23 protein-coding genes are annotated in these 22,431 nt (G+C 73.1%); 15 read left to right on the top strand and 8 right to left on the bottom strand.

The features are described from left to right. Positions 1-36 precede the first annotated feature (36 nt). On the top strand, positions 37-870 hold the full coding sequence (locus tag AC1VM9_RS00980) for an alpha/beta fold hydrolase (RefSeq protein ID WP_483120644.1): 834 nt from the start codon (positions 37-39) through the stop codon (positions 868-870). A 31-nt stretch (positions 871-901) separates the two neighbouring features. Here AC1VM9_RS00980 and AC1VM9_RS00975 read toward each other — a convergent pair whose 3' ends face one another. Then, positions 902-1,615, bottom strand: a complete 714-nt coding sequence (locus AC1VM9_RS00975) for a LuxR C-terminal-related transcriptional regulator (protein ID WP_481342510.1) — start codon at positions 1,613-1,615, stop codon at positions 902-904. Then, positions 1,612-3,306 (bottom strand): PspC domain-containing protein, encoded by a 1,695-nt coding sequence (locus AC1VM9_RS00970; RefSeq protein WP_483120643.1) that lies wholly within the window; start codon positions 3,304-3,306, stop codon positions 1,612-1,614. Before AC1VM9_RS00970 ends, AC1VM9_RS00975 begins: the two co-directional genes overlap by 4 nt. Positions 3,307-3,460: 154 nt before the next feature. Here AC1VM9_RS00970 and AC1VM9_RS00965 point away from each other — a divergent pair, with 154 nt between their 5' ends. From AC1VM9_RS00965 to AC1VM9_RS00955, 3 genes are all read left to right on the top strand, one after another. Continuing rightward, on the top strand, positions 3,461-4,822 hold the full coding sequence (locus AC1VM9_RS00965) for a PspC domain-containing protein (protein ID WP_483120641.1): 1,362 nt from the start codon (positions 3,461-3,463) through the stop codon (positions 4,820-4,822). Continuing rightward, positions 4,819-5,544, top strand: a complete 726-nt coding sequence (locus AC1VM9_RS00960; protein WP_483120639.1) for a hypothetical protein — start codon at positions 4,819-4,821, stop codon at positions 5,542-5,544. Before AC1VM9_RS00965 ends, AC1VM9_RS00960 begins: the two co-directional genes overlap by 4 nt. A gap of 142 nt (positions 5,545-5,686) precedes the next feature. Beyond that, positions 5,687-7,651, top strand: coding sequence for a M13 family metallopeptidase (locus AC1VM9_RS00955; RefSeq protein ID WP_483120637.1), 1,965 nt, complete (start codon positions 5,687-5,689; stop codon positions 7,649-7,651). A gap of 69 nt (positions 7,652-7,720) precedes the next feature. Here AC1VM9_RS00955 and AC1VM9_RS00950 read toward each other — a convergent pair whose 3' ends face one another. Continuing rightward, positions 7,721-8,194, bottom strand: coding sequence for an N-acetyltransferase family protein (locus AC1VM9_RS00950; protein ID WP_481346308.1), 474 nt, complete (start codon positions 8,192-8,194; stop codon positions 7,721-7,723). Beyond that, positions 8,191-8,658 carry an SRPBCC family protein gene (locus AC1VM9_RS00945; protein WP_481342504.1) on the bottom strand — a complete coding sequence of 156 codons (468 nt, stop codon included), beginning with the start codon at positions 8,656-8,658 and terminating at the stop codon, positions 8,191-8,193. Before AC1VM9_RS00945 ends, AC1VM9_RS00950 begins: the two co-directional genes overlap by 4 nt. A gap of 81 nt (positions 8,659-8,739) precedes the next feature. On the opposite strand from AC1VM9_RS00945, the gene AC1VM9_RS00940 reads away from it, so the two are divergent. Next, positions 8,740-9,627 carry an HAD family hydrolase gene (locus AC1VM9_RS00940; protein WP_481346306.1) on the top strand — a complete coding sequence of 296 codons (888 nt, stop codon included), beginning with the start codon at positions 8,740-8,742 and terminating at the stop codon, positions 9,625-9,627. An 18-nt stretch (positions 9,628-9,645) separates the two neighbouring features. Here AC1VM9_RS00940 and msrA read toward each other — a convergent pair whose 3' ends face one another. Beyond that, on the bottom strand, positions 9,646-10,323 hold the full coding sequence (msrA, locus tag AC1VM9_RS00935) for a peptide-methionine (S)-S-oxide reductase MsrA (protein WP_483120634.1): 678 nt from the start codon (positions 10,321-10,323) through the stop codon (positions 9,646-9,648). Positions 10,324-10,527: 204 nt separating this feature from the next. Here msrA and AC1VM9_RS00930 point away from each other — a divergent pair, with 204 nt between their 5' ends. The 6 genes from AC1VM9_RS00930 (at position 10,528) to AC1VM9_RS00905 (ending at position 16,584) form a co-directional block, all read left to right on the top strand. After that, positions 10,528-11,550: a GNAT family N-acetyltransferase gene (locus AC1VM9_RS00930; protein ID WP_483120632.1), complete on the top strand. Its 1,023-nt coding sequence runs from the start codon at positions 10,528-10,530 to the stop codon at positions 11,548-11,550. Between the two features lie 162 nt (positions 11,551-11,712). Then, positions 11,713-12,522 (top strand): amino acid ABC transporter substrate-binding protein, encoded by an 810-nt coding sequence (locus tag AC1VM9_RS00925; RefSeq protein WP_483120630.1) that lies wholly within the window; start codon positions 11,713-11,715, stop codon positions 12,520-12,522. A 25-nt stretch (positions 12,523-12,547) separates the two neighbouring features. Then, positions 12,548-13,216, top strand: a complete 669-nt coding sequence (locus AC1VM9_RS00920) for an amino acid ABC transporter permease (protein WP_481342499.1) — start codon at positions 12,548-12,550, stop codon at positions 13,214-13,216. Beyond that, positions 13,213-14,010 (top strand): amino acid ABC transporter ATP-binding protein, encoded by a 798-nt coding sequence (locus AC1VM9_RS00915; RefSeq protein ID WP_481342498.1) that lies wholly within the window; start codon positions 13,213-13,215, stop codon positions 14,008-14,010. The genes AC1VM9_RS00920 and AC1VM9_RS00915 overlap by 4 nt, the downstream gene beginning before the upstream one ends. 42 nt (positions 14,011-14,052) lie before the next feature. Beyond that, positions 14,053-15,231: a cystathionine gamma-synthase gene (locus tag AC1VM9_RS00910; RefSeq protein ID WP_483120628.1), complete on the top strand. Its 1,179-nt coding sequence runs from the start codon at positions 14,053-14,055 to the stop codon at positions 15,229-15,231. 9 nt (positions 15,232-15,240) lie between these two features. After that, on the top strand, positions 15,241-16,584 hold the full coding sequence (locus AC1VM9_RS00905) for a glutamate mutase L (protein WP_483120626.1): 1,344 nt from the start codon (positions 15,241-15,243) through the stop codon (positions 16,582-16,584). Positions 16,585-16,826: 242 nt separating this feature from the next. Here the strand turns inward: AC1VM9_RS00905 and greA are convergent, their stop codons facing one another. After that, positions 16,827-17,315: a transcription elongation factor GreA gene (gene greA, locus AC1VM9_RS00900; RefSeq protein WP_481346571.1), complete on the bottom strand. Its 489-nt coding sequence runs from the start codon at positions 17,313-17,315 to the stop codon at positions 16,827-16,829. A 224-nt stretch (positions 17,316-17,539) separates the two neighbouring features. After that, on the bottom strand, positions 17,540-17,908 hold the full coding sequence (locus AC1VM9_RS00895; protein ID WP_481346572.1) for a DUF4307 domain-containing protein: 369 nt from the start codon (positions 17,906-17,908) through the stop codon (positions 17,540-17,542). A gap of 247 nt (positions 17,909-18,155) precedes the next feature. On the opposite strand from AC1VM9_RS00895, the gene mca reads away from it, so the two are divergent. Further along, positions 18,156-19,262: a mycothiol conjugate amidase Mca gene (gene mca, locus AC1VM9_RS00890; RefSeq protein ID WP_483120624.1), complete on the top strand. Its 1,107-nt coding sequence runs from the start codon at positions 18,156-18,158 to the stop codon at positions 19,260-19,262. After that, entirely contained in the window at positions 19,262-19,579 is a 318-nt protein-coding gene (locus tag AC1VM9_RS00885) for a hypothetical protein (protein ID WP_481343566.1), read from the top strand. The genes mca and AC1VM9_RS00885 overlap by 1 nt, the downstream gene beginning before the upstream one ends. A gap of 80 nt (positions 19,580-19,659) precedes the next feature. Here AC1VM9_RS00885 and trhA read toward each other — a convergent pair whose 3' ends face one another. Next, a complete protein-coding gene (gene trhA, locus AC1VM9_RS00880; RefSeq protein ID WP_481343564.1) occupies positions 19,660-20,364 on the bottom strand; it encodes a PAQR family membrane homeostasis protein TrhA in 705 nt (234 codons plus the stop codon). A gap of 242 nt (positions 20,365-20,606) precedes the next feature. Here trhA and AC1VM9_RS00875 point away from each other — a divergent pair, with 242 nt between their 5' ends. Next, the gene (locus AC1VM9_RS00875) at positions 20,607-21,368 is read left to right on the top strand and encodes an isoprenyl transferase (protein ID WP_483120621.1); all 762 of its coding nucleotides are present in this window, start codon (positions 20,607-20,609) and stop codon (positions 21,366-21,368) included. A gap of 98 nt (positions 21,369-21,466) precedes the next feature. After that, the gene (locus AC1VM9_RS00870) at positions 21,467-22,429 is read left to right on the top strand and encodes a WXG100 family type VII secretion target (protein WP_483120619.1); all 963 of its coding nucleotides are present in this window, start codon (positions 21,467-21,469) and stop codon (positions 22,427-22,429) included. Positions 22,430-22,431: the final 2 nt, after the last annotated feature.

The following is a 22,431-nucleotide window of genomic DNA, read 5'->3' as shown; positions in this document are numbered from 1 at the left end:
TCCGGCGCGCCGCTCGCCCGCGCGTAGGCTCGGCGCATGAGCTCGACGGCCTCGGCGCACGCGCCGCTCAACACGCTGTCGGTCGGCACCGCCGGGCCGCGGATCGCCTTCCTGCACGGCCTGTTCGGTCAGGGCCGCAACTGGAACCAGATCGCCAAGGCCGTCACCGGCCCCGAGGGCACCGACGCCCGTTGCCTCCTCGTCGACCTGCCCGACCACGGTCGCTCACCGTGGTCGGAGGCGTTCTCGCTCGAGGGGTACGCCGACGCCGTCGCCGCGACACTGCGCTCCGTCGCGCCGGGGGAGACGTGGACCGTCGTCGGTCACTCCCTCGGCGGCAAGACCGCGATGGTGCTCGCGCTGCGCCACCCCGAGCTCGTCGGGCGGCTCGTCGTCGTCGACATCGCACCCAGGGACTACGGCTCGCTCGAGCGGTTCGCCGGCTACATCCGAGAGATGCAGGGCCTGCCCCTCGACACGCTCGCGAACCGGGCGGACGCCGAGGCACGGTTCGACGAGCCGGACGCCGGCGTCAAGGCCTTCCTCCTGCAGAACCTGCGCCGGCACGGGGACGCGTGGCGCTGGCAGGTCAACCTCGACCTCGTCGCGGCCGACGCCGACCTCGGGCGCGGGTCGCGCATCGCCGGCTGGCCCGAGGACGTCGACGCGCTGCCGGCCTTCGAGGGGCCGGTGCTGTGGATCGCGGGCGGCGAGTCGCGCTACGTCCGGCGCGAGGACGGCGCCCACATGCGGCGGCTGTTCCCGCGCACGCGCCTGTTCACGATCAAGGGGGCGGGGCACTGGGTGCACACCGACGCGCCCGATGTCGTCATCGCCGCGCTGCGCCGGTTCCTCCACGCCCCGGCCTGACCCCGAGGACCACGGCGGGGTGTCGGCCCGGTCAGAGGAGTCGGCGGCCCATGGCCCAGGCGGTCAGCTCGTGGCGCGAGGACAGCTGAAGCTTGCGCAGCACCGACGACACGTGCGTCTCGACGGTTTTGACGGAGATGAACAGCTCCTTCGCGACCTCCTTGTACTGGTAGCCGCGGGCGATGAGCCGCATGACCTCGCGCTCGCGGGCCGAGAGCCGGTCGAGCTCCTCGTCGATCTCGGCCACCTCCCCGGCGGCCGCGCCGAAGGCGTCGAGGACGAACCCGGCCAGCCGCGGGCTGAACACGGCATCACCCTCGGCCACCCGCCCGATCGCCGTGAGCAGCTCCTCGGCGCTGATCGTCTTCGTGACGTAGCCCCGGGCGCCGGCACGGATGACGGCGATGACGTCCTCGGCGGCGTCGGAGACCGACAGGGCGAGGAACCGCACCGGCACGTCAGGGGCCGCCTGCACCCCCGCGCACGCCCGGATGACGTCGGCGCCGCCGTGCCCGTCGCCGCCGGGCAGGTGGACGTCGAGCAGGACGACGTCGGGCTTCTCGCGGGTGATGACGTCGGTCGCCGACTCGACGGCTCCGGCCTCTCCGAGGATCTCGAGCCGGAAGGGCGCGCGAGCGGCGAGCGTCGTCAGCTCGGACCGCACGCCGGTGCGGAACATGTGGTGGTCGTCGACGATGACGATGCGGATCGTGCGCCCACCGGTCGCGTCGGTCGGGTCCGTCATGGGTGCTGCTCCTGGGTCTTCGGGCTGGGCTCGGGATCGGGGGTCGCGGGCGGTGCCGACGCCGGGGCGGGCGTCGTGACGGGCGTCGTGGCGGGCGTCGTGACGGGCGTCGTGACGGGCGTCGTGGCGGGCGTCGTGGCGGGCGTCGTGGCGGGAGTCGTGACCGGCAGGCGCAGCTCGATCTCCGTGCCGTCGGCCCGGCGCCGGATGCGGGCCGACCCGCCGTGGCGCTCCATGCGCCCGATGATCGACTCCCGGACCCCGGCCCGGTCGTCCGGCACGTCGTCGAGCTCGAACCCGACGCCGTGGTCGCGGACGAACGCCTCGACGGCGGCGGGCCCGACCTCGACGTAGGCGCTGACCGGGGGCTCGGCGTGCCGCACGGCGTTCCAGGCGGCCTCGCGCACAGCCTTGACGAGGGCCTCGAGGTGCTCGTCCATCGGCCGGTCGCCGGTGACGACGAGCTCGACGGGGACGCCGTGGAGGTCCTCGACCTCGCCGAGGGCAGCGGTCAGCGCGGCGCCGAGGCTGCCGGCGCGCGCGTCCTCGTCGTAGAGATAGCTGCGCAGCTGGCGCTCCTGCGCCCGGGCGAGGCGGGCCACCGTGGCGGAGTCCCCGGCCTGCCGCTGGATGAGGGCGAGCGTCTGGAGCACGGAGTCGTGCAGGTGGGCGGCGATGTCGGCGCGCTCGGTCGCCCGGATGCGCGCGGCCTGCTCGAGGCGCAGGTTGCTCCAGAGGCGCAGCACCCACGGGGCCGACAGCACGGCGACGCCGACGAGGGCAGCGAGCACGGCGCCGGCCACCTGCCACAGCTCCGCGAGGTTGGTGCCCCGGGCGAGGAGGGCGACGAGACCGAGGACCGTCAGGGTCAGGCCGATGACGAGCCAGATCCAGCGGACCGGTCGCCGCGCGCCCAGGACGTCGGTCTCGTCGAGCTGGGACCAGAAGAAGATCGCACCGATGCCGATGGCGACCACGGGCAGGACGACCTCGGCGTGCACGTCGAACCCGGCGCTGCCGAGCCACAGCGCGCCGGCGACGGCGAGCGCCGCGACGCCGAGGACCGCGATGACCACGGCCTGGTTGCCGCTGCGCAGCCAGGTGCGCAGGGAGGCGAGGTCGAGCGGGAACGCGCTCGGGCTGCCCGCCGGTGCCGTCGACCCCACGGTCGCCGCGGCAGGCGCACCGCCGGCCTGCCCGCCGCCGGGGACCTCGGTAGGGGGTGGTGGCGTCGGCGCGGGCGTGGGACCGGCGACAGGTGCTGCGGGGGAGCCCGGTGCAGCGGGGGCGGGCGCCGACGCGGGTGGCACGAGGCCGGTGGCCGGGCCGGTGACCGCGACGGGCGGCAGGTCGTCGCGCCCCTGGCGCATCGTCGCCCAGAGGAAGACGTAGACCGCCAGGCCGGCGCCGAAGGGGATGCTCGTCACGACGAGCGCGATCCGCACGGGCACCACCGGGATGCCGAGGTGCGCCGCGAGCCCCGCCGCAACTCCGGCGACGACGCGCCCCTGCCGGCGACGCTCGAGCGGTGGCCGGGGACGGGTGCGCCACGACGGCACCGCCACGGCGACCGGCACGGCGACCGGCACGGCGGCGGGCGCAGGGACGGCCGGCGTCGACGTGGCGCCCTCGACGGCGGACGCCGGAGAGGCGGACGCCTGCACGTCTGCGGGGTCGTCGGCGGTCGTCACCGGTGCCCCCTCTCGTCTGCCGTCTGCACCGTCCCATCCTGACCCACCCGCGGGGGTACGGGCGACCACCGTGGCGCCCTTTGGGGGTCGCGTCAGGGTCGGTTCAGGGTCGACCCTCATGGCTGCGCGACGGGCGGGCCGGGACTCTGGTGCCATGACGAAGAGCAAGAGCGCCCCGACGCAGGGGCACGGCCTGGACGGGTTCTACGAGGCGTTGCGCCGGCCCGGCATCACGCGGGTCGCCGGCGGCCGCTGGTTCGCCGGGGTGTCGACGGGCCTGGCCCGCTGGCTGGGCGTCGACCCGCTGGTCGTGCGCGCCGGCTTCATCCTCCTGTCGATCTTCTTCGGCATGGGCGTCGCCGTGTACCTCGCACTGTGGCTCGTCATGCCGGACGAGCGTGGCGAGATCCACGTCGAGCGCGCGCTCAAGCACGGCGAGGGCGGTTCGATCTTCCTGCTCGTCGTCACGGTGCTCTCGCTGCTCGGCGGCGGCCCGTGGTGGGGCGGCGACATGCACGGTGTCCGCGTCGGCGGTTTCGTCCTGCTCGTCGTCGCGGCCTGGTGGTTCTTCACCCGCACGGACCAGGGCCGCCGGCTCGTCGGCTGGCCGTGGACCGGACCGGGTTCGGCCGCCTCGAGCCCCGGGATGACAGGGGATGCGGGTGCCCCGCCCGCGACCTCGGCGACCTCGGTGACCGCCGCGCCCACGTCGGGACCCTCCACGGGCAACGCCGCAGCCAACGCCGGTGCCGCCATGGCCGGCGCGCCGGTCCCCGCCCCGCTGCGCCCGGCACCCGTGGTCCGCGCCCCGCGCCAGCGGACGCGCACCATCGGTTTCGCGCCGGGGCTGCTCGTGCTCGGTGCTGCGGTGGTCGCCGGAGCGCTCGTCGCCGAGCTGGCCCGCAGCTCGAGCTGGATGGGCAACTCGCTCGCCGTCGGCATCGCGACCGGCGTCGGGGTCCTGGGACTGGGCATCGTCGCGGCCGGGCTCGCCGGACGCCGTGCGGGAGCCCTCGCGTTCTTCACCGTCCTCGGCGTCCTCGCTGCGCTGTTCACGACGGCGGCCCCGAAGGGCCTGACGCAGCCGTGGCAGGTCGGTGAGGAGTCGCACGTGGTGTCGGTGACCGGCGACCACGACTTCCAGCTGGGGATGGGCGAGATGCGCGTCGACCTCACAGGCCTGACGCCGGCACGCCTCGAGGGCCGGACGAACCCGGTGCCGGTCTCGGCGACCGTGGGCATGGGCCAGGTCGACCTCGTCGTGCCACCCGGTGTCGCGGTCCAGATCCACGCCAAGGCGCGAGCCGGCGCGCTCACCGCGGTCGACTCCAACGAGGGCGACGTCGCGATCAACACCAACGACTCCCGCAACGACCGGGGTCCGTCGATGGCGATGCGCAGCCGCAACGGCGTCAGCGTCGACGAGACGGTGACGTACGGGCCGGCGGGAGCCCCGCAGGTTGTCGTCGACACCGAGGTCGGTCTCGGCGAGATCAGGGTCAGGACCGGGTCATGACCGACCGGCAGAACCGCCGCGACCCCGACCCGGACGACCCGTCCGGCAGGACCCCCGCACCCGACCACCCCGCGACCCGTGACGACCTGGAGACGACGATGACCACGCAGCACCCCGACGACCCGAGCACCGACCGCCCGGATCCGACGCTGTCGAGCCGGCTCGGCTGGCCCGACGCCACGAGCCCCGTGCCGCAGCGGGCGGCGGACGACACGACCGCCCTGCCGCAGGCCGGCACCACCGCCCTGCCGCAGGCCGACACGACCGCCCTGCCGCAGGCCGACACGACCGCCCTGCCGCAGGCCGAGACGACACCCCTGCCGCAGGCGAGCCACTCGGGCGGTCCGGCCGAACCGGCGGCGGCCTCCGGGTCGCCGTTCCGGGTCGAGCCGAGCGCACCGGTGCCCGACGACGCCGTCCGCGGCGACGGGCCGGACCTCTCCCAGCTGCCACCGCCGGCCTGGGCGCCGGCGGGCGAGCCGGTCGACCAGGCTTACGAAGGGCCCCTGGGCCCCGGCGTCACGGTCCGCCGCGGCCCGCGGCCCGGCACCGTCATGTTCGGCCTGCTCGCGATCATCGTCGCCGGCTACGTCCTCGTCGCCAACCTCACCGACGCCGACCTCAGCCTGCGCCTCGTCGGGCCGCCGCTCATCGGTGCCTTCGGCGGCATGCTCCTGCTCGTCGGGCTCGCCGGCGTCGTCGCGGGTCGCCTTCGCCGCTAGTCGCCACGACCGCCCGTCCGGCCCACCCCGGCGGTGGTGCGTGGTTAGGCTGCCCACGGGTGCGGCTCCTCGTCCCGGCGAGGGCCGCGCCCGACCGCAGACCCGACGCGGCACCGACCGCAGCAGCTTCTGGAGGCACGACGTGGCAGTGAAGTCCGGCATCGACCTCGGCGCGCTCGACCGCGCCACGCGTCCCCAGGACGACCTCTTCCGGTTCGTCAACGGCACGTGGCTCGACACGACGGACATCCCCGGCGACAAGGCGCGGTTCGGCACGTTCGACGTGCTGCGGGAGCAGTCCACCGCGCGCGTGCACGCCCTCATCGAGGAGGCGGCGGCCGACACGTCGAGCGAGCTCGGCACGCCCAGGCGCCAGGTGGGCGACCTCTTCGCCAGCTTCATGGACACGGCGCGCGTGGAGGAGCTGGGCCTCGCCCCGCTCGAGGCTGCGCTGTCGGAGGTGGCCACGGTCGACGGCCCGGAGTCGCTGGCGGCTGCACTCGGACGGCTCGTCCGGATCGGCGTCGACGGCGTCATCGGCTACTGGGTGGCGCCCGACCAGCGCTCGCCCGAGGAGTACGTCGTCTACCTGCAGCAGGGCGGGCTGGGGCTTCCCGACGAGTCGTTCTACCGCGAGGAGAAGTACGCCGAGATCCGGGCAGCGTACGTGGCGCACGTCGGGCGCCTCCTGCGACTGGGTGGCATCCCCGACGCCGAGGGCAAGGCGACGCGGATCATGGCGCTCGAGACGCGGCTGGCGGCCGCGCACTGGGACAACGTCGCGAGCCGCGACGCCCTCAAGACCTACAACGCGCGTACGCTGCAGGAGCTGAAAGCCCTTGCGCCACAGTATGCGTGGGATGCCTGGCTGGAGGGGCTGAGCGCGCCCGAGGGCTCCTTCGCCAAGGTGGTCGTGCGTCAGCCGAGCTTCCTCGAGGGCCTCGACGCCGTCCTCGGCGACACCGACGCCACCGACTGGCAGGCGTGGCTGACGTGGCACGTCCTCACCCAGCTGGCCCCACTGCTCCCGGAGGCCTTCGTCGAGGAGGACTTCGACTTCTTCGGCCGGACGCTCTCCGGCCAGCCGGAGAACCGGGAGCGGTGGAAGCGCGGCGTGTCCGTCGTCGAGGACAACATCGGCGAGGCCGTCGGGCAGCTGTACGCCGAGCGCTGGTTCCCGCCGGAGGCCAAGGAGCGCATGCAGCAGCTCGTCGGCAACCTCGTCGAGGCGTTCCGCCGGTCCTTCGCTTCGCTCGAGTGGATGGGCCCGGAGACCCGGGCCGAGGCCGTGGCCAAGCTCGAGGCCTTCACCCCGAAGATCGGCTACCCCGACTCGTGGCGCGACTACTCCTCCATCGCCATCGACTCCGGCGACCTGATCGGGAACGTCTCTCGGGCAACGGAGTTCGAGGTCGACCGTAACCTCGCCAAGATCGGCAACCCGGTCGACCGCGGCGAGTGGTTCATGCTGCCGCAGACCGTCAACGCGTACTACATGCCCTCGATGAACGAGATTGTGTTCCCGGCCGCCATCCTCCAGCCGCCGTTCTTCGACCTGGAGGCCGACGACGCCGTCAACTACGGCGGCATCGGGGCCGTCATCGGCCACGAGATCGGGCACGGCTTCGACGACCAGGGCTCGCGCTACGACGGCACCGGGGCCCTGCGCGACTGGTGGACCGAAGCGGACCGCGAGCGGTTCGACGCCCTGTCCCAGCGGCTCATCGAGCAGTTCAGCACGTACACGCCGGCCGGCCTCGGGGACGAGCACAAGGTCAACGGCGCCCTCACCGTGGGGGAGAACATCGGCGATCTCGGCGGCCTGCAGATCGGCTACGCGGCCTACCGGATCGCGACCGAGAAGCCGGGGATGCCCGAGGTCGAGGGCTTCACCGGCCCGCAGCGGTTCTTCATGGGCTGGGCGCAGGTCTGGCGCGGCAAGGCGCGCGAGGCCGAGGCCATCCGCCTGCTCGCGATCGACCCGCACTCACCGCAGGACGTGCGGGGCAACGCGGTGCGCAACGTCGACGAGTTCCACGAGGCGTTCGCGGTGAAGCCCGAGGACGCGATGTGGCGTCCGCCCGAGGAGCGGGTCCGGATCTTCTGAGCGGCGGGAGGACCACCGCGCGTCACGAGCCCGGCCGCGACCCGCGCGCCACGCGTCCGGCCGGACGGCTCAGAGCAGCTTCTTGAACCCGACGTGCGACTTCTCGAAGCCGAGCCGCTCGTAGAAGCGGTGGGCGTCGAGGCGTGTCGCGTCCGAGGTGAGCTGGACGAGCGAGCAGCCGAGCCGGCGGGACTCCTCGAGCGCCCACTCGACCAGCTGTGTGCCGAGGCCGGACCCACGCTCGGACGACGCGACGCGCACGCCCTCGACGATGGTGCGGGTGGCGCCGCGGCGGGACAGGCCCGGCTGCACGGTGAGCTGGAGGGTGCCCACGACCCGTCCGTCGCGCTCGGCGACGACGAGGTGCTGGCCCGGGTCGGCGGTGACCCGCTCGAAGGCCGCCTCGTACGGCGCGAGGTCCTCCGGGCTCTCGCGGGAGGCGCCGAGGACGTCGTCGGCGAGCATGGCGACGATCGCCGGGACGTCGTCACGCCGCGCCGGCCGGATGACCGGTCCTGCTCCCTCTGGCGGTCGGGCGCTCACCGGGCGGGGGCCTCCGCGGCGGCCTTCAGCCGGGCCAGGCCCTTCTCGAAGTCGGGTCCGACGAGCTTCTCCATCGACCAGAAGCGGCTCATGAGCCGCATGACGGCGTTCTGCGGTCCCGTCATCGCCCACTCGACGGCGGTCGTGTCGCCGGACGGGGTCAGGCTGAGGTCCACGCGGTTCGTCGCCCGCATCGGTGCCGAGAAGACGAGGTCGACGCCGACGTGGTGCGGCGAGGACTCGACGATCTCCATCCGTCCCTGACCCGCCTTGCTGTTGCCGCGCCAGGCGTAGGTCGCGCCGACGCCCGACTGGGGGCCGGCGTAGGTGCGCTCGAGGTGCGGGTCGAGGCCCTCCCACGGGGACCACTTCTGCCACTCGTGCAGGTCGTTGACGAGGGCGTGGACGCGCGCGGGGGGAGCGGCGACGACGATGGAGCGGCTGATGTGGAACTCCTTGGGCATGGCGTGATCCTGCCATCCGGGCGTTGTCCGCGCTGCGGGACGGGAGCGGCCGGTCCCCGCCCGGGACCTAGGCTGGGCGGGATGTCCGCCTCGCCCGCCCCCAGCCCCGTCGCGCCCGCGGCGCCCTCCGCGGCGCGTGGTCCGGGCGCCACCGACGGGTCCGGTCCGGCGGACGTGCGGCTCGTCGTCGCCGACCTCGACGGCACCCTCCTCGACGGCGACGGCCGCCTTCCCGAGGGCACCACCGAGGTCATCCGGGCGCTGCGCGAGCGCGGCGTCGCCTTCGCGCCCGCGAGCGGGCGCCAGCACGCGACGATCGCGCGCCTGTTCGACGAGGTCCTCGACGGGCTCGACGTCATCGCCGAGAACGGCGCCTACGTCACCCGCGACGGCGTCGAGGTGGCGGCGCACACCCTCGACCCCGAGTGGGTGCGCTCGGTGCTGCGGTTCTGCCGCGACCTGTCCGCTCGGGGCGCCGACCTCGGCGTCGTGCTCTGCGGCAAGGAGTCGGCGTGGGTCGAGCGCACCGACGACGTGTTCCTCCGCGAGGCGGAGCGCTACTACGTCCGGCTCGCCACGACGGCCGACCTCACGGCCGTCCGCGACGGCGTCTTCAAGCTCGCGGTCCACGACTTCGGCGACCCGACGGCGTTCACCGCCCCCGCGCTCACCGACTTCTGCCACCCCCAGCCGGTCGTCGTCTCGGGTCGTCACTGGGTCGACGTCATGGGCTCCGGCGTCGACAAGGGACTGGCGGTCCGCGACCTGCAGGGCGCCCTCGGAGTGACGCCGGCGCAGACGATGGCCTTCGGTGACTACCTCAACGACGTCGAGATGCTCGATGCGGCCGAGCACTCGTACGCGATGGCCAACGCCCACCCCGGCGTCCTCGCGAGGGCCCGCCACCGCGCGCCCGCGAACACCGACGGCGGCGTCCTCGCGACGCTGCGGTCGGTGTTCGCGCTGTGAAGAGCCGGGCGGCTCGGCTCAGGCGGTCGGCGGGGCGACGTCCTGCTGTGCGGGCAGCTGGTCCTGGCGCACGATGCCGACCGGGCACGTCATCCCGTTGGGGCCGTGGTTGCAGTAGCCGCCGGGGTTCTTGTGCAGGTAGCCCTGGTGGTAGTCCTCGGCGAGGTAGAAGGGGCCGGCGTCCTCGGCGGAGCGGATCTCGGTCGTGATCCGGCCGTAGCCGTTGTCGTCGAGGACCTTCTGGAACGCCTCCCGCGTGGCCTCCGCCGCCAGCCGCTGTGCCTCGGTCGTCCAGTAGATGGCCGACCGGTAGGCGGTCCCGATGTCGTTGCCCTGCCGGTTGGCGGTCGTCGGGTCGTGGTTCTCCCAGAAGGCCTTGAGCAGCAGCTCGGGCGAGGTCTTCTCGGGGTCGTAGACGACGCGGACCGTCTCGGCGTGGCCGGTGAGGCCCGTGCACGTCTCCTCGTACGTCGGGTTCGGCGTGTAGCCGCCCATGTAGCCGACGGCGGTGCTGACGACGCCGTTCTGGCGCCAGAAGATGCGCTCGACGCCCCAGAAGCAGCCCATCGCGACGTAGAGCACCTCCGACCCCTCGGGCCAGGGTCCCTCGAGCGGCGTGCCGAGGACGACGTGCGTCGGGTTCACCTGGAACGGGCGCGTGTCACGACCGGTGAGGGCCTCCTCGCGCGCGGGCATCTGGGTCTTCCTGCCGAGTCCGAACACCATTCCAGTGTCACATCCTTCGTGTGGGGGGATACGCTCCTGCAACGCCGGCGGAGGCCCCGGTATGCCGGCAGGCGGCCGCGCGGACGCCGGACGAGGGGCCGTCCCGGGCGCAAAGCCGCCGGGCGCGGACAAATCGGTGGCCCGGCCCTGACGCCCCCCGCCAGACTCGGGCTCGTGACCGAGGACCTGGCCATCAGACCGATCAACCTGCTCGACCCCGCCGAGGAGGCGGCCGCACGTGACTGGGTCGCCGTGCACGCCGCGGTCCAGCGCGACCTGTTCGGCGACCGCGGCAGCGCGTGGAGCCTCGAGGAGGTCCAGGGGTTCGTCCGGGGCTCGGACAAGAAGCGCGTCGCCAGGGCGGCCTGGCGGGACGGTGAGCTCGTGGGCGCCGTGGAGGTGCACCTGCCACTGCGCGACAACCTGCACGGTGCGATGCTCTGGCTCTCGGTGCTGCCGGCTGCCCGGGGCCGCGGGGTCGGCTCGGCACTCCTCGCCGACGCCGAACGCATCGCGGCGGACCACGACCGCACGACCCTCCTCGTCGAGACCGAGTGGGCCGAGGGCGACACCGACCGCGCGGAGGCCTTCGCAACGGCGCGCGGTTATGTCGTCGCCCAGACGGTGCTGCGCAGCGAGCAGGCGCTGCCGGCCGACCGCGATGCGCTGATGGCGGTCCTGGCCCAGCCCGGCGCCGAGGACTACACCCTCGAGTCGTACGTCGACGACATGCCGGACTCCTGGCTCGAGGACCGGGCGGTCCTGCAGCAGCGGATGAGCACCGACGCCCCCGCCGACGACCTCGACGTCGAGGAGGAGGACTGGGACGCCGAGCGGCTCCGGGCGAGCAACGCCCGCACCCGCGCGTCGGGCCGCCGCGTCGTAGAGACGGCCGCGCGCCACGTCCCCTCCGGCCGGCTGGTCGGGTTCACGACGGTCTCGGTGTCGAGGCACGAGCCCGACCTCGCCTACCAGCAGGACACGCTCGTGCTGCGGGAGCACCGCGGGCACGCGCTCGGCCTGCGGCTCAAGGCGGCCAACGCCGTGCTCCTCATGGAGGAGCTGCCGGCGGTCACCGCGGTCCGCACGTGGAACGCCGCCTCCAACGACCACATGCTCGCCGTCAACCGGCGCCTCGGGTACCGCGTCGACGGCTACAGCCGGGAGTGGCAGAAGCAGACCGGGGTTCCCCGCTGACCCGGCTGCGGTGGGCCGGCGCGGGAGCGGGAATGTCCGCCCCCCGGAACGGGTTGTCGCCTGTCGGATGACCGACACCACCGATTATGTCGATCCAAACGCGGCGTTATAACGTTCGCCGTCGTCCCAGTCGCACCCCGAGACCCGAGGAAGTCCCCACCCATGCGCACGAGGTCCGCCCTCACCGTCCTGATCGTCACGCTCCTCGCCGCGGTTCTCGCCGCGTGCAGCTCCACCTCGGGCGGTGGCAGCGACCTGCAGTCCGTCAAGGACGCCAAGGTCCTCCGCGTCGGGACCGAGGGCACGTACTCCCCGTTCTCCTTCCACGACCCGACGACGAATGCCCTGACCGGCTACGACGTCGAGGTCGCCAAGGCCGTCGCGGACAAGCTCGGCGTCAAGGTCGAGTACGTCGAGACGCCGTGGGACGCCATCTTCGCCGGCCTGGCCTCCAAGCGGTTCGACGTCGTCGTCAACCAGGTGACGAGGAACAAGGAGCGCGCCGGACTCTACGGCCTGTCCTCGACGTACACGTGGTCCGAGGGTGTCATCGCCACCCGCGCCGACGACTCCTCCATCACCTCTCTCGCCGGCCTCAAGGGCAAGAAGTCGGCCCAGAGCCTGACGAGCAACTGGGCACAGGTCGCCAAGGACGCCGGTGCCCAGGTGGAGTCGGTCGAGGGCTTCACCCAGGCGATCACGCTGCTCAAGCAGTCGCGCGTCGACGCCACGGTCAACGACAGCCTCGCGGTCCTGGACTACCAGAAGTCGACCGGCGACCACGGCGTCAAGATCGCCGCCAAGACCGGTGACGTGTCCGAGCAGGTCATCGCCGCCCGCAAGGACTCCGACCTCGTCGCGGCCATCGACAAGGCCCTGGCCGACCTCGAGGCCGACGGCACCCTGAAGAAGCTCTCCGAGAAGTACTTCGGCACGGACGTGTCGGTCAAGCCGGCCACCTCGGCCTCCTGAGCCGGGGCCCGGTGAGGTCCGCGCCGTGAACGACCAGACCGTCCACCTCATCCTCGACTCGCTCGGACCGCTGCTGCGGGCGACCGTCACCTCGACGGTTCCGCTGACGGTCGTCAGCTTCGGCCTCGGGCTCGTCGTGGCGCTCGCCGTGGCGCTCATGCGCCTGTCCAGGGTGCCGGTCGTGTCCGGCGCGGCGCGGGTCTTCGTCTCCCTCATCCGGGGTACGCCGCTGCTGCTGCAGCTGTTCATCATCTACTACGGCCTGCCGGCCCTCGGCGTCCGCTTCGACCCGTTCCCTGCGGCGGTGCTCGCCTTTACCCTCAACGTCGGCGGGTACGCGGCGGAGATCATCCGCTCGGCGATCCTCTCGATCCCCAAGGGCCAGTGGGAGGCCGCGTCGACGGTCGGGATGGGGTACGCGACCGCGCTGCGCCGCATCGTGCTGCCGCAGGCGGCCCGGACCGCCATCCCCCCGCTGTCCAACACGCTCATCTCCCTCGTCAAGGACACGTCGCTCGCCTCGACCATCCAGGTGACCGAGCTGCTGCGGGTCGCCCAGGAGGCCGCGGCCCCGACGTACCAGTTCTTCGCGCTGTACGGCGTCGCGGCCGTCTACTACTGGGTGGTCTGCCTGGCCCTGTCGTTCGGGCAGGCGCGCCTCGAGGAACGACAGAACAGGTACGTGGCCGCATGACCCGACAGCCCACCAGCCCCACCGCTCCCGACCCGACGCGTCCGCTCGTGTCCGTGAGGGGCCTCGCCAAGGCGTTCGGCGACCACGAGGTGCTGCGGTCGGTCGACTTCGAGGTGCCCGCCGGCACCGTCACCGTCGTCATCGGCCCCTCCGGCTCAGGCAAGACGACGCTGCTGCGCTCGCTCAACGCGCTCGACGTCGCCGACGCGGGGCTCGTGCGCATCGGCGACGTCGAGGTCGACTTCGCCCGGCGCCCGCTCGCCAAGCGTCGGGTGGCAGGGCTGCGGGCCCGCAGCGGCATGGTCTTCCAGGCCCACAACCTGTTCCCGCACCTGACCGTCCTGCAGAACGTCACCTCCGGGCCGGTGCTCGTCCAACGGCGGGACCGGGCCGGGGCCGAGGCGGAGGCACGCGAGCTGCTCGGTCTCGTCGGGCTCGCCGAGAAGGCCGACGCCTACCCGTACCAGCTCTCGGGCGGCCAGCAGCAGCGGGTCGGCATCGCTCGCGCGCTCGCCATCCGCCCCCAACTGATGCTCTTCGACGAGCCCACGTCGGCCCTCGACCCGGAGCTCGTCGGCGAGGTGTTGTCCGTCATGAAGGACCTTGCGGCACAAGGGTGGACGATGGTCGTCGTGACCCACGAGATCCGGTTCGCGCAGCAGGTCGCCGACCAGGTGCTCTTCATGGACGGCGGCGTCGTCGTCGAGCGTGGAACTCCGGCAGAGGTGCTGACGCGTCCGTCGACCGACCGCGCCCGTCAGTTCCTGCACCGCATCCTCGACCCGATCGACTGAGGCCCCGGGGAGTGGCAGAGGGCGTGGCATAGGCTCGGCACCATGTCTGACGAGCACGGCTTCTCGACCCGCGCCATCCACGCCGGCCAGGAGGCCGATGCCTCCACCGGGGCGGTCATCACCCCGATCTACCAGGTGTCGACGTACAAGCAGGACGGCATCGGCGGCTTCCGGGGCGGGTACGAGTACAGCCGCTCGGCCAACCCGACGCGCACGGCCCTCGAGGAGTGCATCGCCGCCCTCGAGGGGGGCAGCCGCGGGTTCGCGTTCGCGTCCGGGCTCGCCGGCCAGGACACCGTCGTCCGGGCCCTCCTCGTGCCGGGCGACCACGTCGTCGTGCCGAACGACGCGTACGGCGGCACGTACCGCTACTTCAACAAGGTCGCCGGCCCGCAGGGCATCGAGCACTCGATCGCCGACATGAGCGATCTCGATGCGGTGCGCTCCGCCGTCCGTCCCGGGCGCACGAAGATGGTGTGGGTCGAGAGCCCGACCAACCCGCTGCTCGGCATCGCCGACATCGAGGCCGTGGCCCGGGTCGCCCACGAGGCCGGTGCCCTCCTCGTCGTCGACAACACCTTCGCGACCGCCTACCTGCAGAGCCCCATCGCGCTCGGCGCCGACATCGTCACGCACTCGACGACGAAGTACTCCGGCGGCCACAGCGACGTGGTCGGGGGCGCCGTCATCACCCGCGCCGACATCACGGTGCCCGGCATGACCGACGCCGAGGACCGGATCGCCTTCCACCAGAACAGCATCGGCGGCGTCGCCGGTCCCTTCGACTCGTGGCTGACGCTGCGCGGGCTCAAGACCCTCGCGGTCCGCATGGAGCGCCACTGCGACAACGCCGAGAGGGTCGTCGAGTTCCTCCAGGGCCATGACGGCGTCTCCCAGGTGCTCTACCCGGGTCTGGCCGGCCACGCCAACCACGAGGTCGCGGCCCGGCAGATGAAGCGCTTCGGCGGCATGGTCAGCTTCCGGATGCGCCGGGGCGAGGACGCCGCGGTCAAGGTGTGTGCGGCCGTGCGCCTGTGGACCCTGGGGGAGTCCCTCGGGGGCGTGGAGTCGCTCATCGAGCACCCGGGCCGGATGACCCACGCGAGCGTCGCCGGCACCGAGCTCGAGGTCCCGGACGACCTCATCCGCCTCTCGGTCGGCATCGAGGACGTCGACGACCTCATCGCCGACCTCCGCGAGGCGCTCGACATCCACGGCTGACCGGCGGGCGTGACCGTTCTCGCGGTCGACTTCGGGTCGACCTTCACCAAGGGCGCGCTGCTCGGCGACGACGGCGAGGTCGTCGCCACCGGTGCGACGCCGACGACGGGGACCCTCGGCCGCGGCGACGTGCTCGACGGCTACCGAGCCCTGCGTTCGATGCTCGACGTGCCCGACGACGCGTCGGTCCGCGCCTGCTCGAGCGCCGGGGGAGGCCTGCGGCTCGCCGTCGTCGGCTACGAGGCCACGGTCACCGCGCAGGCCGGCCGGCGGGTCGGGTTGTCGGCCGGTGCCAAGGTCGTCCACGTCGCCGCCGGCGCCCTGACGACCGATGCGGCCGCCGCCCTGCGCGCGTCCCGGCCCGACATCGTCCTGCTCGTCGGCGGCACCGACGGCGGTAACGCCGACGTGCTGCTGCACAACGCGGACCGGCTCGCCCGCCTCGCCATCGGGGGCCACGGGGCACATGCCACGCCCGTCGTCGTCGCCGGCAACGTCGAGGCCCGCGAGGACGCCATGGCCAGGCTCGCCGCCACCGACCGGCCGGCGGTGGCGGCCGACAACGTGCTGCCGCGGATCGGCGTCATCGCCCCGGAGTCCGCGCGGGCCGCGATCCGGCAGGCGTTCCTGCAGCACGTCATCGGCGGCAAGGGCCTCTCGCGCGACCCCGCGTTCGCGGCGATGGTGCAGGCCCCGACGCCCGACGCCGTGCTGCGTGGCGTCGAGGCGCTCGCTGGGCTCGGCGGTGGCGATGTGCTCGTCGTGGACGTCGGGGGCGCGACGACCGACGTCTACTCGTGCCTGACCCCGGAGGGGGAGGACGCGTCCCTGCGCAAGGACGTCGTGGCACCGCTGTGGCACGCCCGGACGGTCGAGGGCGACCTCGGGCTGCGATGGAACGCGCTGCACGTCGTCCGGGCCGCCGAGGAGGAGCACGTGCTCGACGGTGCCGGCCGTCCCTCCGCGGCCGACCTGCGGTCGTGGGCTGCCCGCGTCCACAGGCAGCCCGGGCTGCTGCCGACCGATGCCGAGGAGCGCGCGCTCGACCTGGAGCTGGCCCGCCTGGCCGCCCTCGTCGCGGTCCGGCGCCATGCACGTGCGGCCCAGCCGACCGAGTCGCCCCGGCCGCTCGCGAACGTCACGACCCTCGTCGGTTCCGGCGGGGTGCTGCGGCACGCCGACGCGTCGGGGCGCGAGCACGTCCTCGGTGCCGTGCTCAGGGACCACGCCGGCGGGTGGAAGGTGCCGCGCGAGGCCCGCGCCCACGTCGACGAGCGGTACCTGCTCTTCGCCGCGGGACTGCTCGCCGCCGACGCCCCCCACCTCGCCCGCGCCGTCGCCGCCCAGGCCTGACCGCCCGACAACCTGACCCCGAGCCTGACCGCCCGACAGCCTGACCCCGCAACACACCGAGCAGCTGCCAACCCCGGCTGGAGTACGAAGGGCGACCTGGCAGCTGCTCGGTGTGTTGCGGGTGGGGCGGGCGGTGGGGGCGGGCGGTCCGGTCCACCGGCCTGCGCGGGCTGACGCAGTGCGGTCGGGCAGGCGAACGGGCCGGACCCCGCGAGGGGGACCGGCCCGTCCGGGTCTGGGGGTCAGGCCGTGTAGGGCTTGGCCGCGAGGATCTTCACCTCGACGGTCTTGCCGTTCGGCGCCTCGTAGGACGTGCTGTCGCCGACGCTCTTGCCGTTGATCGCCGCGCCCATCGCGGACTTCTCGGAGAACACCTGCAGGTCCGAGCCGTCCGCGATCTCGCGGTTGCCGAGGAGGAACGTCTCCTCGTCACCGAAGATCTCCACGGTGACGACCATGCCGGGCTCGACGACGCCGTCGTCGGCCGGGGTCTCGCCGATCTTCGCGTTGTGCAGCAGCTCGGTGAGCTGGCGGATCCGGGCCTCCATCTTGCCCTGCTCCTCGCGCGCGGCGTGGTAGCCACCGTTCTCCTTGAGGTCGCCCTCCTCACGGGCCTCCTCGATCTTCTGCGCGATCTCGATGCGACCCTCGCCGGACAGGTGGTCCAGCTCCGCCTTGAGGCGGTCGTAGGCCTCCTGCGTCAGGAAACCACCAGCAGCAGTCTCGGTCACTTGTGTCACTCCTCGATGAACCGACGCCCACGCGGGTCCGCGTGGGCGTCTCACATGTACGAAGGGCCCGACCGTGGCTGTCGCCTGCTGGCACGTGCCTGCGTGGGTGACCGGTCCGGACCCTGGGTGAAAGACCAAGCGTAGCAAAGGGCTCGTCGCACACGCAGGTCATGGCGTGCAGCGGGCGTCCGTACCGCGGTGGTTCGTCCCGGTTCGACGGGCGGTCAGGAGCAGTCGCGCACCTGCCCGGTGACGGCCCGAGAGGTGGTGCGCAGGGTGGTCGTCGTCGTCACGGTGTCGGGCCCGGCGGGCACGTCGACCCGTGCGGTGCCGACGGGGGAGAAGTCCCGGGCCAGCGCCTCGACGGTGCACGTCATGGCCCGCCCCTCCGGACGCGTCAGGGTGAAGGTGACGCGGACGGTGCGGTCGTCGACGACCTTGTAGCCGAGGGTCTCGAACGCGGGACGCCCGAGCGTCGCGGCCAGGCCGAACCACACGGCGACGGCCGACATGGCGAGGACACCGAGGGTCCCGATGACCCACCACTTCGCCGTGCCGGGGGCGGGACGGGGGAGCGTCGGTCGCGACGGCATGCGAAGGGTCCTGACGGTCGTGGCCCGGGCGGAAGGCGCCACGGGGAGTGAGAGGATGTCGGTCGGGTCCAGTGTCCCCCACGGGACGCCGGCGCCCGACGGCGGTCCGGCAGCAGTCCACGCGGTCCATGCGGTCCATTCGGTCCACGCGGTCCAGCAGCGGCCGGTCGCCCCGTGACGACGGCGCGCCCACCCGGCGGCCTCGCACGAACCCAACCACCGATCAGGGACGACAGCAGGGAGCCACGTGGCCGAGGGCATGAGGTTGATGGCGGTGCACGCGCACCCGGACGACGAGTCGAGCAAGGGGGCCGCGACCACCGCGAAGTACGTCGCCGAGGGCGCGTCCGTCATGGTCGTCTCGTGCACCGGGGGCGAGCGCGGCGACATCCTCAACGAGAAGCTGAAGAACGACCCCCACATCCTGCGCGACATCGTCCAGGTGCGCCGCGACGAGATGAAGGCGGCCCAGGAGGTCCTCGGCTGCGAGCACACGTGGCTCGGCTTCGTCGACTCCGGCCTGCCCGAAGGGGACCCGCTCCCGCCGCTGCCCGACGGCTGCTTCGGCCTCGAGGACCTCGAGGTGACGACCGAGGCGCTCGTGCGCGTCATCCGGGCCTGGCGCCCGCACGTCATGACGACCTACGACGAGAAGGGCGGCTACCCGCACCCGGACCACATCATGTGTCACCGGGTCGCGATGGCCGCCTTCGAGGCGGCCGGTGATCCCGAGCGCTTCCCCCACGCCGGGGCACCGTGGCAGCCGCTCAAGATCTACTACAACGGCGGCTGGAGCAAGGAGCGGCTGACGCTCATCCACGAGGCGATGGTCGCCGAGGGACTCGAGAGCCCGTACGCCGAGTGGCTCGCCAACTGGAAGCCCCGCCGCGACGGTCGTCCGACGACGACCATCCGGTGCGGCGACTACTTCGACGTGCGTGACCGGGCGCTCCTGGCCCACGCGACGCAGGTCGACCCGGACGGGTTCTGGTTCCAGGTGCCGCTGTCGATCCAGCAGCGGGTGTGGCCCGTCGAGGAGTTCGAGGCCGCCCTGTCCTACGTGCCGGTCATCGAGGGCGAGGACGACCTCTTCGCCGGGCTCGGGACGCCGGAGCAGGCGGACGCGCTCGCGACCCGCCGCGACCTGTCCGTCGTCTACGACGGCCGCCAGCCCGAGGCGCCGGAGCCGCAGGAGGGCGCGCACGAGGCGACGTCGCCCGGCGGGGTCGTCCATGGGGACAGTGCGGAGACGCACACCGACGAGCACACCGACCAGCAGGCCGACCAGCAGACCGACGAGCACACCGAGGAACGGGCCGGCGCGGACGCGTCCGGCGAGGAGGTGGACGACTGATGGCCGACGGCGGCAACCTGCCCATCGGGCCCGGGATCTGGGGCTTCATCGCCTTCTTCGTCCTGGCGGTGGCGCTGTGGTTCCTCGTGCGCAACATGAACTCGCGGCTGCGCCGGATGGCCTACCGCGACCGTGAGCGCGCCGAGGTCGAGGACAACGCCCTCACCGACGCGGACGCCCCCGCCGACGCCGAGGGTCTGCGGACGCGTCGGGCCGACGCGGCGTCGGGGTCGGGCGACCCGTTCGCCGGCGACGGGCCCGATGAGACCGACGCGTCGGGCGGCGCGGGAACCGACCCGGGGCGCCCGCGGCGCTGAGGGCCCACAGCCCGGGACGGACCACGCGGCGAGGCCCCCGGCATGCCGGGGGCCTCGCCGCGTCGACGAGAGGGGAAGCCTCAGCTCACGGCCTGGTAGCCGACGACCGCGAGGGCGACGGCGGCGAAGTGCGAGGCGAAGCCGCCGAGGGTGAAGGCGTGGAAGACCTCGTGGAAGCCGAACCAGCGCGGCGAGGGGTTGGGCCGCTTCGTGCCGTAGACCACCCCGCCGAGGGTGTAGAGGATGCCGCCGAGGCCGATGAGCGAGCCGATGAGCGGGCCGCCCGCCCTCCAGAACGGCACGACGTAGAAGACCGCGGTCCACCCGAGCGCGATGTAGAGGCCGGTGTAGAGCCATCGCGGCGCACTGACCCACACGACGCGGAAGGCGACGCCGGCGATGGCGGCGCCCCAGATGATCGACAGGAGGATCCGGGCCTGCGTGCCGGGCAGGAGCGTGACGGCGAACGGCGTGTACGTGCCGGCGATGATGAGGTAGATGTTGGAGTGGTCCAGGCGTTTGAGCAGCCCACTGGCCCGGGGACCCCAAGTGCCGCGGTGGTACACCGCCGACACCCCGAAGAGCAGCGCGGCGGTGACGGTGAAGACCAGGGAGGCCGTCCGCACGGCCCCGGGATCGGACAGGAGCACGAGGACGAGCCCGCCGACGACGGACACGGGGAACATGCCGAGATGCAGCCAGCCACGCAGACGCGGCTTGACGGCGGCGACGACCTCGGCGACGGGGCCAGCCTCCTCAGAGGCGCGGTGCTGCTCTCTGGTCATGGCGGGGAGTCTAACCTACGCAACCGTAGGTTACGGACCAGTAGGTGCTCAGCAGCTCCTGTGAAGGTCGTGTGAACGACGTGGGTCGAGCCACCCTGCAGCGGCGGGACGCGACAGGGCGAGGGGTACGGTGGGAGCCGTGGCCCACCGGGGCTGCCCGAGCATCGACCGGCACGATCGACCGGAAGGTCCGACGCCCCGGCGTCCGACACCGGCACGTCCGACACCGACGAGGAGGCCCCGTGGGGTGGCGCGATGTGGTCTACGGCGCGTACGAGCGCCGGGTCCTCAAGGACCTGCCCCGCGAGTTGCTGCCACGCCACGTCGCCGTCATGCTCGACGGCAACCGCCGCTGGGCCAAGGCCCGCGGCGAGGGCACCGCCACCGGCCACCAGGCCGGCGCCGACAAGATCGAGGAGCTGCTCGAGTGGTGCCGCGAGGCCGGCGTCGAGTACGTGACCCTCTGGCTGCTGTCGACCGACAACCTGCGCCGCCCCCCGGAGGAGCTCGAGCCGCTCCTGCGCATCATCGAGACGGCCGTCTCCGACCTCGCCGACACCGGCAACTGGCACGTCCGCATCGTCGGCGCGCTCGACCTGCTGCCCGCGCCGACGGCCGAGAGCCTGCGCACCTCGGCCGAGCGCACCGCCGCCGTCACCGGCATGACCGTCAACGTCGCCGTCGGCTACGGCGGACGCCGCGAGATCGCCGACGCGGTCCGCGACCTCCTCCTCGAACGCGCGGCGCGCGGCGAGTCGATCGAGCAGATCGCGGCCGGCATCACCGTCGAGGACATCGCCGGGCACCTCTACACCAAGGGCCAGCCCGACCCGGACCTCGTCATCCGGACCTCGGGGGAGCAGCGCCTCGGCGGGTTCCTCCTCTGGCAGAGCGCGACGTCGGAGTTCTACTTCTGCGAGGCCTACTGGCCCGACTTCCGGCACGTCGACTTCCTCCGGGCCCTGCGCGCCTACGCCGGACGGCACCGGCGGTTCGGCACGTGAGCACGGGCGGCCGGCGGCTGCGACGGGGACCGCTCCCCATTGCAGCCCGGCGAGCCGGTGCATAGGTTGCGGACGTCGTCCATCACAGGGGAGAGCCAATGGCCATCTACAAGAAGGGTGCCGACCCGGTCGCGCTGCGTTCGGCGGCCGAGCGGATCACGGCGCACGCCCGCGAGTGCGAGACCGTTCGGGGCGAGGCCACCCGCGCGGTCAACTCGATCAGGGGCAACTGGGGTGGTGGCGACCTCGAGCACCTGATGAGCCGCTGGCCCCCGCTCGACGCCCAGCTGACGCAGTTCGGCACCGACCTCGGCCGGCTCGCGGAGGCCCTGCGCCGCAACGCCGGTCAGCAGGACACGACGAGCGGCCCGGGCGCCGGCGGGGCGGGGCCCCTCGGCCCCGGCGGGCGCGACGGCAGCGACGACGGCGGCATCCCCGGCTACGACCTCCTCAAGGGCATCTGGACGCCCATCAAGGGCATCGGCACCGCGGTGGGCCTGCTCGGGACCGGCATGAAGATCCGCAACTTCCTGTCCAACCTCGGTAGCTGGGACCGCGACCTCGGCGTCTTCAAGAACCTGTCGCAGGCGTGGAAGACCGGCCGTCTCGCGGAGTTCGGCGATGCGCTCAACCCGAAGAACTGGAGCACCCTGTCCCGGTTCCTGCCCTCGCTCGCCGAGGGGGGTGCGCTCGCGCGCACGGTCGGCACGGTCGGCAAGGCGCTCGGCCCGGTGGGCGTCGCCTTCGGCGGCTTCACCGTCGCCAACGACATCGCCGACGGCAACTACGGCCGCGCCGGCTACGACTCGGTCATGACGGGCCTCGGCGCCGCCGCCCTCATGACGCCGCCGCCGGTCGACGTCGTCTGCGGCATCGCCGCGGGCGGCATGGCGGTGGGCCAGCTCGTCTACGACAACTGGGACACCATCTCCGACTTCACGTCCGAGGCCGTCGACGCCGTGGGCGACGTCGCCTCCGACGCCGTCGACGCGGTCGGTGACGTGGCCGGCGACGCCGTCGACGCGGTCGGCGACGTCGCCGAGAAGGTCTGGCCCTTCTGACG

The sequence above is a fragment of the Monashia sp. HAY1-11D genome (genome assembly GCF_056868035.1).
Note: the sequence above shows the minus strand (reverse complement) of the source record. Positions and strands in the feature narration are given on the sequence as shown.

Coding starts and splice junctions, on each gene's coding strand:
- AC1VM9_RS00980 (WP_483120644.1), top strand. CDS start 37: ATGAGCTCGACGGCCTCGGCGCACGCGCCGCTCAACACGCTGTCGGTC.
- AC1VM9_RS00975 (WP_481342510.1), bottom strand. CDS start 1,615: ATGACGGACCCGACCGACGCGACCGGTGGGCGCACGATCCGCATCGTC.
- AC1VM9_RS00965 (WP_483120641.1), top strand. CDS start 3,461: ATGACGAAGAGCAAGAGCGCCCCGACGCAGGGGCACGGCCTGGACGGG.
- AC1VM9_RS00960 (WP_483120639.1), top strand. CDS start 4,819: ATGACCGACCGGCAGAACCGCCGCGACCCCGACCCGGACGACCCGTCC.
- AC1VM9_RS00945 (WP_481342504.1), bottom strand. CDS start 8,658: ATGCCCAAGGAGTTCCACATCAGCCGCTCCATCGTCGTCGCCGCTCCC.
- AC1VM9_RS00940 (WP_481346306.1), top strand. CDS start 8,740: ATGTCCGCCTCGCCCGCCCCCAGCCCCGTCGCGCCCGCGGCGCCCTCC.
- msrA (WP_483120634.1), bottom strand. CDS start 10,323: ATGCCCGCGCGCGAGGAGGCCCTCACCGGTCGTGACACGCGCCCGTTC.
- AC1VM9_RS00925 (WP_483120630.1), top strand. CDS start 11,713: ATGCGCACGAGGTCCGCCCTCACCGTCCTGATCGTCACGCTCCTCGCC.
- AC1VM9_RS00915 (WP_481342498.1), top strand. CDS start 13,213: ATGACCCGACAGCCCACCAGCCCCACCGCTCCCGACCCGACGCGTCCG.
- AC1VM9_RS00910 (WP_483120628.1), top strand. CDS start 14,053: ATGTCTGACGAGCACGGCTTCTCGACCCGCGCCATCCACGCCGGCCAG.
- AC1VM9_RS00895 (WP_481346572.1), bottom strand. CDS start 17,908: ATGCCGTCGCGACCGACGCTCCCCCGTCCCGCCCCCGGCACGGCGAAG.
- AC1VM9_RS00885 (WP_481343566.1), top strand. CDS start 19,262: ATGGCCGACGGCGGCAACCTGCCCATCGGGCCCGGGATCTGGGGCTTC.
- trhA (WP_481343564.1), bottom strand. CDS start 20,364: ATGACCAGAGAGCAGCACCGCGCCTCTGAGGAGGCTGGCCCCGTCGCC.
- AC1VM9_RS00870 (WP_483120619.1), top strand. CDS start 21,467: ATGGCCATCTACAAGAAGGGTGCCGACCCGGTCGCGCTGCGTTCGGCG.